Genomic DNA, 14,134 nt, shown 5'->3' with positions numbered 1-14,134 from the left:
TAATGATATAACGATCTTCTGATAATTTAGCCCACCTATTCCTTCAGTATCTAATTTGACCCACAAATTAAATCTTGTGCATTAGCGATCGCTCTTTTTTGGGTCTCCGTTACCAGCAAAGTCCGTCCATCTGGCGTTACGACTACGGCCTGTGCTTCCTCAATTCGATCGGCAATAGGATATTCTCCCTCACTCACCCTTTCTCTCGCTCTCCCGTTCGCGACTGTTCGCACTGGCGCTACCGGATACCAGCTGGATTGAGAATCGTAGGGGTTGCTAGGTAAACCGCCAGTACCAGTGAAGGTGAAGTTTCCCTCTCCTCTACCGCCACCAACGAGACAACCCTTGGTTAAGAGAGTATCGGGAATCACAAAATTAGTCAAAAGGGGTGCTAAAGCATTTTGCAGCTTAGAATCGGGGGTTCTAACTTCTACGACGCCACTGACGCCGCTGTTAGAGCTAGCGGTGATGGAGCTATCTGGAGTATTAAAGATGCCTTGAGTATTAATTTGGATATTACCCCCGTTGCCCTTGAAAGCATTGGCAGTAATATTGCTATTTCTCAGTGCTACTAATGTATCTGTGGTGATAATGATATTGCCACCATTCCCCGTACTATCTTCTGTACCTGCTGTAGCGGAGATAAAACTATTGTCCGACATTTGCAAAGAACGCGATCGCACAGTGATATCTGCACCCTCACCCGATACAGCCGTTCCTTCAAATCCCCCTTCATTAATCATCAAAATATGGTCAGCTGTCACATTTAAATCACCTGTCCTTCCCATACCTCGACTGCGAACGCTGAGTCTCCCCCCATCCTGAAGAACCAACCTTCCCGTATTTAATGTGAGATTTCCCCCATTACCTGTCGATCCTGGCTCAGTTACTGCCGCTACAGAACTGAGAGCCGTACCATCGGGCGAACTGCCGATTAATTCTACCACATCTGGGGCATTAATAAGGATATTCCCCCCGCCTCCTTGAAAAAAAGAACTCGCGGCTAATCCCGCACCCGATCGCACCGTTAACCGCCCAGTATTCACCTCCAACGCACCAGCATCTCCCGTACCCAAACCACTGGTAAAAAAGCCAGTAAAAACCCGGACACCCGGTGCAAGCGGAATCGGATTGCTACCAATCAATTCTATAGCATCCGTTGCATTTACCGTCAGTTGTCCTCCCTTACCTGCCCCAATACTAGAAGTTGTCGCTATGGCGTTATCTCGCCCTCTAAAATTGCGGGTATTAATCGTCAAATTTCCCGCCGCACCCGCATCACCAACGCCAGTCCCCGTTGCTACAAAAGATGCCCTCAATTCTACTAAATTTGCCGCATTTATGGTGACATCTCCACCTTTACCGAGGCCAAAAGTTGAAGTAGCTACAAATGTGCCGTTGCTGGCATTAAACTGGCGAGTATTAATTAAGATATTACCAGCCGCTCCCGAACCAAAACTGAGAGTAAAGAAGCCGTTGCGAAGATTATCGGAACTAACACTTCCAGAAACAAACTGTAGCACATTTCGAGCGTATTCTCCTGTTCCAGTTATTTCCACTGACTCAGAAGCATTCACCGTGATAGTTCTGCCTGCATCGCCACCCAAGGTAATAGATGTAATGCGAGAACCTTCGTTGAGTCGCAAATTACGCGCTGCGATCTGGATTTCACCCCCGCCAGTCCCGCTGGTATCAACTGTAGCGCCACCAGACATTTGGATATTACCAAAATTTTCGATGCCTGCGTAATCTAAAGCCAAGCCAAGTTGAGTAGCTGTTAAACTTATATTACCTTCAGTTACGCTGCCTATTTCAATACGTCCTCCTGGTGTAGTCGCGACTGGATTTCCTGCAACTATGGCTAAAGGAATACCACCCGCAGTTAGACCTCTATAAAAAGGATTTGTGCTACCAAAAATTGTGATATTCCCGCCCAATAACGCTAAAGTTTTGCCAGTTTCTACTGAGAGATTCGATCCTTGAACGAGAATAGATGCTGACTGGGGATTGGCACCCAATTGTAAGCCGATAGGTACACTTATTGTTAATAAAGGTGTGTTTTGAGTAGATGCGGCACTCAATTTTGTACCATCTGCAAACTCGATCGCACTTGCGGTACTAGCAAGGAAAGAACCGCCGATATTCAGTTGAGCATTAGGCCCAAAAATAATCCCATTCGGATTAAGCAAAAATAAGTTAGCAGTGCCGTTAGCTTTAATAATACCATCAATATTAGAAATTGTTCCCCCAGTGATGCGAGTGAAGATATTCTGAATATCGAGAGTGTTGTTGAAAAATGCGGTGCCGCCTGCGGGAACGGAAAATTGTTGAAAACTGTGAAATAGATTGCTGCCTGCTTTTGTGCCTCCTTCAATTAAGCTGGTATCGCCCTGTGGAGTAACCATAGAATTCACTGGCAAGGTGGCGTCGGGGACAATTTGCGCTTGAACTCTTGCATTAAAAATGAAAAAAGCTAATGGGAAAACAAAAAGTTTTAATTTTTTCATTGTAATTGCATGATTGTTATTTGTCAATTGTGATTGGCTCTGGAGTGAGTTTCAGAGTACCCCGCTAAATCTACAATTCTCATGGTATGCGCGTTACAATGCCGCAGAGATGTTTGCCGATATCCAGCAAGGTCATCTCTGCGTGTCTGCCGAAAATTATGACACAACCCTGGGTTTTAATCCCATCTATAACTTCATCTTCCAGACAATGCACGACAATGACCACTACCGCACTCATAGCGATTTTAGCTGGAAGGGGAAATCGCAACCTACAATGCCACCGCAAAACCTGCGCCAAGTCTAAACATACAAAAGATTATCTATTCTGAAAGTGTGCTGCGATCGGCTGCCCACCTTTTCCTGGGATATGCGCCGATAGGCAAAATTGTCTTTCCGTGATTCATAGAGATACGGATCTTCCGTATTTACTATGCTATTTGAGTTCTTGAGCGCTTGTGCAGAAGAGCAGGGGAGCAGAGGAATAAAAATGTTATTTTTTTGAACAAAAGCATAACAACTCCTCATAGCCTGTCATTGAAGACTACCGCAATTCGTTGGACGAAGACCATTTTGTCACTTCTGCTAAACATAAGCGAAGTTGTGCTAAAACATTCACTAGACATAGATAACGTTGGGCTGCTTTCATTCACTAAAAAAAAGGAATTTATGCCGGGACACGACATTATCGTTATTGGCACTTCGGCAGGCGGACTCAAAGCACTGGGCGCGCTCGTGGGTACTCTGCCTACTGACATAGATGCTGCCCTCTTTATTGTTCAGCACCTCGCAGCCGATAAGCCCAGTATTCTTCCCAAAATTCTTGCAGATGTAGGCTCTCTCCCGGCATCTCACCCGTCCGACGGAGAGCCAATTCAAAAAGGGCGAATCTACGTCGCGCCGCCCGATCATCACCTGTTGGTCAATCAAGGCTCAATGCGCGTGGTGCGTGGCCCTCAAGAAAATAGGTTTCGACCCGCGATCGATGCGTTGTTTCGTTCAGCCGCCCGTGCTTATGGTTCAAGGGTGGTGGGTGTGGTGCTTACTGGCTATCTTGATGATGGCACCGTGGGATTACAGGCAATCAAGAAACAGGGCGGAGTGGCGATCGTTCAAGACCCGAAAGAAGCAGAATACCCCAGCATGGCAAAGAATGCGTTGCGGTATGTGAAGGTCGATCGCTGCCTGCCGCTTGCAGAAATCCCAGACCTGCTAGTGCAGTTGTCGAATCAACCCGCAACTGAGGAGGCATACCCCGTGACCGAAGAGATCGAAATTGAATCCAGGATTGCTGAACAGCAAATGAATACCCAGGAGTTTTTAGAGAATGTAGAAGCGATCGGAACTCGGACAACTTACACCTGCCCTGAATGCAACGGCAGTATCTGGCAAATTGGGAAAGAAGAGCCAGTCCGGTTTCGCTGTCACATAGGACACTCCTTTACGGCTAATGTGTTTCTATCAGAGCAAACTCAGAATATTGAAAATGCTTTGTGGTCGGCTGTTCGGGCAATGGAGGAAAAGGTCACGTTCTCGCGTCAAATGTCTGGGCGGATGAAAAATTACAATTTACAAAGTGCGGCAGCAAAATACGAAGATCACGCCAAAAGCCTGGATGCCGAAGTATCACTAATTAGAGGCATTATTCTCAAGGGCTTTGCCACGAAACGAACCATTGCTGAAGCAGAGGAAGAGCAGCCAGAGTAACTCATCCACGATAAAGTTTTCTTTCCAATGTTCATTTTGATTCCCTATCTCACCATTTTTTATAACCAATTTCCAATCAGAATAAATGGCGACCAAACAGCCGGGTGATTGTAGTCGTCTGAAGCAATCAATTTCAGTTGGGCTTTTTGTAATGCTTCTGCTTTTGTAATGTTAGGTTGAAGCAGCTGGGTGTAAAATTCTTCAATCAGTGGCACAGTAGCTTCATCGTTAATAAACCACAACGTCGCCAGGGCACTTTTGACTCCGGCGCGAACGGCAACGCCAGCAATTCCCAAAGAGGATCGATTGTCTCCTGCTGCTGTTTGACAGGCACTTAATGTTAGCAGTTCTACGGGTTGTTTGTTTGCTATTCTCGCTCTATTTCGTCCGGTAAATCGCAACAAATTATCAATTTGATCGATGCTGATTCGATCGTCAAATCCTACTAGAAAAGTACTTGCAGCATCTACGCCAAATTTGCCGTGGGTAGCAATATGAATAATTGGAAAATTATTCTGACGCAGTTCTATTTCTAAGCGAGATATGGTAAAATCTTTATCTAGGAGTTTGGTTCCTCCCATGATTTTTTGAACTTCTGTTACTTCCGCAGCTACATTGAGCAGGGCGGCAAATGGTGGACGTTCAACGGTTAAGCCGACACTTAAAACTTTGAGTTCGCGTCGTTGTACTGCTTTGCTGGCAGTTAGACTGAGGCTAGGTGTTGTGGCGATCGCATATTTTTGGATTAAAAATTCCTTACCGTCGTGCAATGCTGCCATCGGCACTTTTCGCAAGACGCCATCGTTAATAAAGACAAGTGTTTTCGGCTTTGCTAATTCCAAATCTTTGTCGATCGGACGAATTAGCAAGTTGTAAATTTTTTGGGATTGAGGAAGATATTCTTCGGTAGCCCGACTTTCTAGCAACAGGCGCAATCTGTCAATTTCTTGCTGAAGGATATCTTGCCCCATTGCTACAGGATAACCTTTTAGCTGACCATCGGGCGATCGCATAATCATTTCTGTGCGATCGTCCAGAATAATTGAGTAAATTACCGCTGCGCCAGTGTCTGCTATATTCCCATCCGCTGAGGCATTATCTTTGGCTACTTGCACGCATTCATCGCCAAAGAAGTTTTGCAGTTCTGCTAACTTAAGTAACTCTAAAGTATCTAAAACCTTACTTAAGTTTTTAGTGTAAATCTCCCTGTTATTTGTCGGTTGTAACAGCAGCCCCATCATTTGCCTATAAACTGGTTCTACAGAATCGCGAAAGTCAAATTGCAAGTCTTTATTAGCCGCCAGAATATCGCTGCGAATGCTCTGAAGTGAAACGATCGCTTGTTCGTAATACAAAATTGCTTGATCTGTTTCACCAGTTGCTCTCAGAATACGCCCTGCCTGCCATTGCCACCGATATAAACTATCAACGGCGTTCACCTTTTGGGCGGCAAATTGAGCTTGGCGATTTAAATCTAATGCTTCCTTATATTGATTGGCTTTCTCGTACACTTGTGCTAAACTACCAAGACCAAAAGATTCTGCTCTAGTATCGCCAATATTTCTCGTCACTGCGATCGCATTAGCCAATAGTTTTGCAGCCTTCGCTGAATCTGCATCTACTGCTAAATTAATTAAGGAATAAGCTTTATCCCGCGACTCAGGCATTTTTTCCAGCAACGCTAAAGCTTGGGCACGATTGCTAGTAATGATATCTGAATTAACTGAGGGCGTCACTTTTGGATTCAACACCGTAGCACTTCGCTGTAGCAAGCGATTCAAATTCAGCAAACCTTGTACTGTTACGGCATCAGTTGTTTTTAGTTGAATGCTTTCTTCAAATGCTTGTTTGGCAGCAGCAATATCCTGTTGTGCTAAATCGAGCAATCGAGTTTTTTCTCGCTCATCGCCTTCTAAGTCAGCTACATTAGCTTGATAACGATATCGATCGGCTCGCTTTGCATAAACATTCCCCAAATTGTTGAGCGCAGTTTGGATGTAATTGGGGACTCTTGACTGGAAAATTTTGGAGCTTTCCCCCTCTACCCTACTCCCTTGCTCCAATTCACGAGCTATTTTCAGGCTGTTTTGTTGAAAAGACAGTGCTTTTTCGTAGTCTCCGAGAGCAAAATAGGTATTGGCTAAGCCTCCCATCGCCGCTGCTTGAGTGAGCTTATCTTGATTTTGCTGTGAAATTTGGATAGCAGATTGCAAAAGGTTAATGGCTCGTTTGTGCTGTCCCAGTTCGCTGTAAGCTTGGGCTTGCTCTGCGATCGATCTACCTAGTTCGATGCGAGAAGTGCTAGAGCCTGTTTGCCGATAAATTTTAATTGCTTGCTCCCAATGGTCGATCGCTGGCTCTATTTGTCCAATTTGCCTAAAAGCAGCAGCCAAGTTGCGGCAAACCGCTGCTCGCTCCTGTGGGGTAGAAATCCCGGCAAGGGCTTGTTGCCAAAGGGTAATGGCTTCAGTATATTTGCCAGCTTCATAAAGCTGCTCTCCCCGCTCTACCAACTGGCTTACAGAAAATTGCACATTGGAGATGTCAGATTTTAGATTAAATTCTCTAATTTGCTGAGAGCTTAAATCTGAAACTGGCGTTTTTTCAATATCTCCAGCTTTTACCTGCAATGCGGAACCAGCTGTATCTAGTAAAATACAAAGCAGGAAACCTGCTAAAAATAATAAATTCCAATTAAGCAGACGCCGTAAAATTTTCATTTGTTAGCGGTTATAAGTCAGTTAAATTCTATATTAACCGCTAACACTTGACTTACTGCTTGACACTCCCACCCCTAAAGGCGGTAGGATTCTTGCTTCAACGAGTGACGCAAGCTTCAAGAACTGTTTCCAGGTTTAAGTAGAGGGTCTTCTCTCCACAAGCGTTAATTTCGGTATGCCCTACCGTATTTGTTGTGTACTTATCAGTTCTATATTTTCAAACCACGAAATCGCTAGATTTCATTACGCACCTTGCCAATTTTGTGGCAGAGTCTTTAGGCTGGTGTGAAACTGGAGATTAGACTTACAGTAACATAACATTAATTCCACAACAATGCAATTGTTTTCAATCCTGACTGCACCTAATGGTGCAGTCCGCGCTGTATCCCATCCCTAAAGGGAGTGGGTTTTAGCACGGGAGATCATTATAATTTTCCCGTTCCCACCGAATGGACGTGCTGGTAGGTTCCAAAGGCAGGAAAATGGTCAGCACTTCGCCCTGTTGGGGTCGTTGGCGCACAATCAGTTTGCCCCCCAGTGCCTGGAAGAGATTTTTGGTAACCGTGTGGTTGAGACTCAGACTGCCTGTTTCTGGTTGGAATATCAGGAGTTGACCGATCGACTTCCGCGTTAGTTGAATGTCTGCTGCTTGCGGCACCAGAGCCTTTTCGCACTCAGAACTTACGCCGCCACTATGTGGCTGAAGTCGCAACTTCAGCCGATCGCCCGCTGGCATCACCTCGACTTGGATATGGCTACCGGCGGGGAGGTTGCGGGCGAAATTATCAATCAAGCCGGTGAGAACGCGATCGAGCATTGTCGGATCGCTGACTACCTGGGGCATATGTTGAGGTAAGATCGCATCCAGGGTCTGATTGCGCCTTGAAGCCTGTTTTTCCCATCTCGGCAAGCTTTCCTGGAAAACCTGGGCAAGGGACACCGGCGTGAGGTGAATGGGATTAGTTTCTTTAGTTGATGTTTGTAATTCTGCCGCTTGGAAAAGCAACTCCATGCGATCGATTTGCTCGGTACATTCGCGATCGATAATTTCCAACCGCTTAATAATGTCAGTCGCCAAATCCTTGCGTCTGAGCAGCAGTCGCGTCAGGGTGCGAATCGTTGTCAGAGGCGTTCTGACTTCATGTGCAAATGCCTGCAACAATTCCACATCGTCTGATTTTAGCGATCGGGAATCGGGAATTGAGGATTGGGAAAGTTTTGCGTTTTGAAACTCCTCTGTTTCTGCGTTCCTCTGCTCTCCATCGCCCCGGCGTCCGTCCTCTTGCGGTAGATGTTTCAGTAACAGCCGTGTAAACTCCATCACTGTTCGGTAATCCGGTGCGGTGGGAGGGAACTGTAGAGAAAACGCATCCAGTTGATTGATGTAATGGGGACAAGTCAGCAGTATTCGATTCCTCAGCGATACCCAAGCTTGTTGGACAACCGCTGGATCGAAAGAAAACATAAAAGCCGGTTGATAAGTGGGATCTTCTCCCAACACCATCACCAAGCTGAAACTAGCAGTTAATATTAAACAAAACTGTTCAGCCGCCAGAGGATCGACAGGCAGCAAAGGTAGCAAATTACCATAATTGTGTTTCTTGATCTCGCCCAATGAGGCAGGAGGCAGCTGAAACGGCATCCAAACGCCAGGATTAGCCAGCTGGGTGCTGAAAATCCAAGTTTGGAAGCCAGAATTTATAGATGGATCGCTCAAAACGGCCCCAGGGCCAGCTAAAATCAATCCCTGGGGCATCGGCTCGTCTGCATCGCCCTTATAATTGGGTGTTAAAGTCGATCGCAGCAAATCCTCCAAAGCTGCTCTAGCACCGCACCATTCTTGTTCTGATTTCAAGCGCTGCAAAGCAATTCGACTCTTGGAGGGCTGCTGAGTGTCAGTTTCGGTTGCAGCCTTCCACCTTGTCTGAGATACAGCATCTTGGGCCCCATTTTCTGTACTTTGGGCTAAAACTTCACTTAGCGTTGGCAGTAACCACTTATACACGGATATCCACCCACAAAGACTGCAAGTAACCAGCAGTAATTACAACAATAGTGGAGCTGGACGTTAAACAGCTCTACTACATACGAGGTTATCGGCATTTGTCATCCGACCGGGGTGGTATAACCGAACTTATAGTTCGTAATCTCCGCTATTAAGTAGGGTCATTGGTCATTAGTCATATGATTTCCTTACGCATCGGTTACTTAAAAAATTTGTGTTCTTATTCTTATCTGCGTTTATCTGCGTTCCAGAGTCTTCATCTGCGGTAAAATTTTAACTAACGATGACAACAAACAATTTGAGGATATCACTCATGTACTAACGATGCAAACGGACACGATATCATAGCTATATATATCAGTGCATCCGTGTATATCCCTGTCGTGCCGGTCATTGGTCATTAGCAAACAAATGACAAATAGCAATTCTTCAATTCTTCAATTCTTCAATCTACCCTATCCCTCCATTGATAGAGAGGAACTTACACCTAGCGGTGGATGCTTATTTAAGCTAAAAAACCCATAATTGAAAATGGGACTAATAAAAAAAACATATTTATATTTACGCTTGCTTTTAAGTCCCTTATGGAAGCTCGCGGATGGAGGAAAAATGGTTCAAGGTCACAACAGACGTGCAGTTGGTGTATTTTCTAATCGTCGCGATGCGGAAGATGCTCTCCATGAATTGAGAGATGCAGGTTTTCAGATGGATAGGGTGTCTTTGATTGCCAAAGACGTAGATGGCGACGATCGCTTTAGTGACGCCAACGTGCGGGATATCAACGATGACACCAAAGCTGACGATGGCGCTAAAAAAGGTGCTTTAGCAGGTGGTGCAGTCGGCGGTTTAACTGGCTTACTTGTCGGTCTCGGTGCATTAGCAATCCCCGGTATAGGCCCTGTTATGCTAGCGGGAGCTACTGCAACGGCTCTGGCGACAGCCCTTTCTGGCGGTGCGATCGGTGCAGCTGCTGGCGGCTTGATTGGTGGCTTGATTGGCTTGGGAGTTCCTGAAGAAAGGGCCAGAGTTTACAGCGATCGCGTGTCTCACGGCGACTATCTAGTAATGGTAGATGGCACCGACGATGAGATCGGTCGCGCTGAAACAATTCTAAGTCGCAGGGGCATTCAGGAGTGGGGTATCTACGATCGTCCCGGTGTTGATACCTCTGGCGCCGACTACACTACTGGCGCTGTTGACCGTCGCGATAATGTTGGCAATATCGACGACCGAGTAGTTGTTATCGATCGTCGGGACGAAGTTCTATAGTCTGACAAAGTGCCTGCTGATTGACTGGCAGAATTTTGTCAGTCATTTAGCAATGTACTTGCCCAATTCTATTCTCAATTTGACAAGACGGTGAACATAAATCTTTAGTAGTTCCAAAACGGAAGAAAAAAATGAAAAAGCTAACTCTATTTATCCTCAGCGGCTTCCTAATGTTTGGCGCGGTTGCTTGCGAAAAGGCTAAGACAAGTGCTGACGCTCCTAATAAGACTGGTGAAACTAGCAATAGTAACACAAATTCCAGCGCTACTAATACCTCTGACCAAATGAACAAAGCTCCAGAGGCAGATTCGGTCAAAGCAACCCAGCAGGACGCCCAAAGTGACGTTCGCAAGGCTCAAGCAAATTCTGATATTCGCGCACGAGAGCAGCGCAACAATGTTACTGGGGGGGACGCCGACAGAGCTAATGGCGATCTGGCAAGCGAAGTTCGCAGTAAGCTAGAGGTAAATATACCAAAAGGTCAGATAACAGTTGACGCTGAAAATGGCGCTGTAACCGTAGCCGGAACGGTTCCTACCCAGCAAGACTTAGCTAAGATTGAAGGTTTGGCGAAGCAAATTAAAGGTGTCAAAAGCGTGACTGTGAAGGCAACAGTTGCGACCGCAAAATAAAAGTAAGGCCAGTAATACAGCGGTTTTCAGTTCCCTAAACGTAGGGGCAATTCATGAATTGCCCCTACATCTATGGGTAAGCACTTTGTTATAAGATTGAAGCTAGCGAGTTCATCAAGATTCAAGGTAACAAGTTGCATTCGCAAAACGGTATCAAAAGTATCCGTAAGCGTGGATTCGGTCTGAGTATTCGTCACCGCTTGAGTCTGCTGTTTTCCAGTTTGGTAGGAATCAACTTGATGGCTGCGGGCATTGGGGCTCTAGCGCTCAATCATGCGATCGACATTAATCCCCTGAGTACCAAGATCGCTTCCCAGCGTGGCACTGCTTTCAAGCTGGCTTACATGGCCAATATCCGCACTCAGAAGACAAACGTTCTAGACCAGGTTGCCTTAGATGTTGCCATCAAGGAGGAAATGGAGCAGTTCGATCGCTGGCTAATCGGATTGCATGGGGGTTCAAAAGAATTGGGATTGGGTGCTAGAGCCAATCCGACTATACTAGCCCAACTTAAGAAAGTTGAAGACACATGGCGGATTTATAGACGCACTGTGGAAAATTATCTAGCCGCTACCCCGGAGCGAAGAGAGGAATATCTTACAGATATCAACAATCTAAGCAATTTCATCGCAAATCAGCTAGATAGTTTAGCTAATTTGGTAGACGAACAAATAGCAGACAGCGCTCAAAAGAGTCAATTTTTATTATTTGTGGTGCTGATCCTGAGTTTGCTGACAGTTCCAGTGGCGTTTTTGATGGTGTCTCAAATCCTTCGCGATTTGACTCAAATAACTCAAACTGCCCGCCTGATGGCGAGTGGCGACTTAAATGTGCGGGCAGTAGAGCCATCTAGGGACGAGGTGGGGGTGCTAGCTTCTACACTCAATACAATGGCAACTCAAATTGGCGGCTTGTTGCAGGGTTTAGAGGCGCGAAGCCACGAATTAGAGAATACGTTGGCTTATGTGAGTGCGATTATCGACAATTTGGCAGATGCCCTACTTGTGACCGATCCAGACTGCCGAATCGCACGATTTAATCCGGCTTTATTGGCGATGTTTGGTCTAGATGATACTGATGTGATGGGTAGAGATTGTCAGGTACTCTCTAATCCAAAGGTGGCAGAACTGGTGGAACAGACGCAGGGACGCCCTAGAGAAGTTTTTACGGCCCAGATCGAACTGAGGAACGGTAGGGTGGGTCAAGCTTTGGCAACTGCGATCGCAAAAGATGTTTTGAAGGATGCTGGCAATGAAACGTTGGGTGCGGTGATTCTAATTCGAGATATCACCGTAGAGAAAGAAATCGATCGCATGAAGACCGATTTTATTTCCACTGTCTCCCACGAGTTGCGGACGCCTCTGACTTCAATATTGGGGTTTGCTTCCCTGATTAAGGACAAGCTAGACGAAAGAATTTTTCCTTTGATTCAAGCCGACGATCGCCAAACCAAAAAGATTGTCAACCAGGTAGGGACAAATATCAATATTATTGTGTCTGAAGCCGAGCGACTAACCTCTTTGATCGATGACGTTTTGGATATCGCGAAGATGGAAGCCGGGAAGATTGATTGGCAGATGCAGCCTTATGGAATCGAGGATATTATCGATCGTGCGATCGCAGCTACTTCATCTCTTTTTGAAGGCCGAAATATTGAATTGCTCAAAGATGTTCAATCTGGAATGCCTGACGTGATGGGCGATCGCGATCGCCTGCTCCAGGTTTTTATCAATCTCATTTCCAATGCTATCAAGTTTACAGATACAGGTTCTTGTACGGTGAAAGCCAGACAACAAGAAAATGAGATACTGATCGGTGTGATTGACACGGGCGTCGGTATTGCCGCCGCTGACAAACCCAAGGTGTTTGAAAAATTTAAGCAAGTAGGTGAAACCTTGACAGACAAACCAAAAGGAACAGGTTTGGGACTGCCAATTTGCAAGCAGATTGTGGAACATCACGGCGGCAGAATTTGGGTGGAAAGCGATCTTGGTCTTGGCAGTACTTTCTTCTTCACATTACCTATCAGTCTTCGCATTGCTGCTGAAGTAGAAAAATTGAATATCAATACCATAGTCAGGCAATTGAAAGAGAGTATCGTCCACACAGATCCTTCTCCAGTTAATAATTTTAAAACTATTCTAGTTGTCGATGATGACGCTCACATTCGCGAATTGCTCAGGCAGGAACTAGAAGCTGAGGGGTATGCAGTCCAAGAAGCTAAAGATGGAATGGACGCCATTACTCAGGTGAAAACTACCAAACCAGACTTGATTGTCTTGGATGTGATGATGCCTCAAATCAACGGCTTTGATGTAGCTGCTGTCCTGAAGAACAACCCCCAAACGATGGGGATTCCGATTATTATATTGTCAATTATTGAAGATAAAGAAAGGGGGTATCGACTGGGTATCGATCGCTATTTAAAAAAGCCAATTAACAGAGAAGAATTGCTTAATGATATTGGGATGCTCCTCGATCAAGGAATATCCAATAAGAAAGTTTTGGTTGTCGATAAAGATGCTTCAAATGTAAAAATTTTATCTGAAGTATTGCAGTCCCAAGGATACGCTGTAACGGAGGCTTACAACGGTCAGGAGTGTATAGACAAGGCTTTATCGGTTAAGCCTGATATGATTATTGTAGATTCAGTTTTTTCTGAGCAGCACAATTTGGTTAAGACGTTGCGGTTTGAAAAGGGACTGGAAAATGTCTTTTTTGTCTTACTCGGCAAGAGTAAAGAAGATCCACTTGAATAAGAGTTACAATTTCAAGTATAATTTGTTGGGGGTTTTATGACTAAAAAAATATTAATTGTGGATGATGAACCTAATATCTTGATTTTGATGGAGCAAGCGCTTGAGAAGCTAGAAGACGAGGGAGTAGAATTACTGACGGCGAGAAATGGGGAGGAGGCACTTGAGGCGATCGAGACTGAAAAACCGCAACTGGTTTTTCTAGATGTGATGATGCCGAAAATGAATGGATTTGAGGTTTGTAATACTGTAAAAAATGTTCTGGGAATGCACGATGTTTATATTATTATACTAACCGCCAAAGGGCAGGAGTTTGATAAACAGAAAGGCAATGATGTGGGGGCGGATCTTTACATGACTAAGCCTTTTCGTCCAAAAAGTGTAGTGGAGAAATCCATAGAGGTTCTCGGTTTGTCAAGTACAGATTGAAATAGGATGTAGGGAAGAAAGATTGGCTACCAGTCATACCAAATCCGCAACGATTACCCCCTTTATGTCTATAGGCTGTAGAGACGTTTCATGAAACGTCTCTACAATGTTT

9 protein-coding genes are annotated in these 14,134 nt (G+C 45.2%); 6 read left to right on the top strand and 3 right to left on the bottom strand.

The features are described from left to right. Positions 1-50 precede the first annotated feature (50 nt). The gene (locus tag LAY41_RS29080) at positions 51-2,507 is read right to left on the bottom strand and encodes a two-partner secretion domain-containing protein (protein ID WP_275974463.1); all 2,457 of its coding nucleotides are present in this window, start codon (positions 2,505-2,507) and stop codon (positions 51-53) included. 109 nt (positions 2,508-2,616) lie between these two features. Between LAY41_RS29080 and LAY41_RS29075 the strand changes: the two genes are divergently transcribed. Both LAY41_RS29075 and LAY41_RS29070 read left to right on the top strand, forming a co-directional pair. Further along, positions 2,617-2,811: a hypothetical protein gene (locus LAY41_RS29075; RefSeq protein ID WP_249105687.1), complete on the top strand. Its 195-nt coding sequence runs from the start codon at positions 2,617-2,619 to the stop codon at positions 2,809-2,811. Positions 2,812-3,173: 362 nt separating this feature from the next. Then, a complete protein-coding gene (locus LAY41_RS29070; protein ID WP_249105685.1) occupies positions 3,174-4,211 on the top strand; it encodes a chemotaxis protein CheB in 1,038 nt (345 codons plus the stop codon). 59 nt (positions 4,212-4,270) lie between these two features. Here the strand turns inward: LAY41_RS29070 and LAY41_RS29065 are convergent, their stop codons facing one another. After that, positions 4,271-6,931, bottom strand: a complete 2,661-nt coding sequence (locus LAY41_RS29065) for a CHAT domain-containing protein (protein ID WP_249105683.1) — start codon at positions 6,929-6,931, stop codon at positions 4,271-4,273. Positions 6,932-7,340: 409 nt separating this feature from the next. After that, the gene (locus tag LAY41_RS29060) at positions 7,341-8,936 is read right to left on the bottom strand and encodes a sensor histidine kinase (protein WP_249105681.1); all 1,596 of its coding nucleotides are present in this window, start codon (positions 8,934-8,936) and stop codon (positions 7,341-7,343) included. Positions 8,937-9,545: 609 nt separating this feature from the next. Between LAY41_RS29060 and LAY41_RS29055 the strand changes: the two genes are divergently transcribed. From LAY41_RS29055 to LAY41_RS29040, 4 genes are all read left to right on the top strand, one after another. Further along, complete coding sequence (locus LAY41_RS29055) at positions 9,546-10,205, top strand: general stress protein (protein WP_249105679.1); 660 nt, start codon at positions 9,546-9,548, stop codon at positions 10,203-10,205. Positions 10,206-10,336: 131 nt separating this feature from the next. Next, positions 10,337-10,837: a BON domain-containing protein gene (locus LAY41_RS29050; RefSeq protein WP_249105677.1), complete on the top strand. Its 501-nt coding sequence runs from the start codon at positions 10,337-10,339 to the stop codon at positions 10,835-10,837. A 134-nt stretch (positions 10,838-10,971) separates the two neighbouring features. Further along, positions 10,972-13,596 carry a response regulator gene (locus LAY41_RS29045; protein WP_249105675.1) on the top strand — a complete coding sequence of 875 codons (2,625 nt, stop codon included), beginning with the start codon at positions 10,972-10,974 and terminating at the stop codon, positions 13,594-13,596. Between the two features lie 36 nt (positions 13,597-13,632). Then, entirely contained in the window at positions 13,633-14,022 is a 390-nt protein-coding gene (locus LAY41_RS29040) for a response regulator transcription factor (protein ID WP_249105673.1), read from the top strand. Positions 14,023-14,134 lie beyond the last annotated feature (112 nt).

Origin of the sequence: Argonema galeatum A003/A1 (assembly GCF_023333595.1) — a bacterium.
In the GTDB taxonomy this organism is placed as follows: domain Bacteria; phylum Cyanobacteriota; class Cyanobacteriia; order Cyanobacteriales; family Aerosakkonemataceae; genus Argonema; species Argonema galeatum.
The sequence above is the reverse complement of the archived record's forward strand: the minus strand, read 5'-3'. Positions and strand labels throughout refer to the sequence as shown.

Bases quoted from the DNA above. Each gene is read 5' to 3' on its own strand.
- LAY41_RS29080 (WP_275974463.1), bottom strand. From the start codon at position 2,507: ATGAAAAAATTAAAACTTTTTGTTTTCCCATTAGCTTTTTTCATTTTT.
- LAY41_RS29075 (WP_249105687.1), top strand. From the start codon at position 2,617: ATGTTTGCCGATATCCAGCAAGGTCATCTCTGCGTGTCTGCCGAAAAT.
- LAY41_RS29070 (WP_249105685.1), top strand. From the start codon at position 3,174: ATGCCGGGACACGACATTATCGTTATTGGCACTTCGGCAGGCGGACTC.
- LAY41_RS29065 (WP_249105683.1), bottom strand. From the start codon at position 6,931: ATGAAAATTTTACGGCGTCTGCTTAATTGGAATTTATTATTTTTAGCA.
- LAY41_RS29055 (WP_249105679.1), top strand. From the start codon at position 9,546: ATGGTTCAAGGTCACAACAGACGTGCAGTTGGTGTATTTTCTAATCGT.
- LAY41_RS29050 (WP_249105677.1), top strand. From the start codon at position 10,337: ATGAAAAAGCTAACTCTATTTATCCTCAGCGGCTTCCTAATGTTTGGC.
- LAY41_RS29040 (WP_249105673.1), top strand. From the start codon at position 13,633: ATGACTAAAAAAATATTAATTGTGGATGATGAACCTAATATCTTGATT.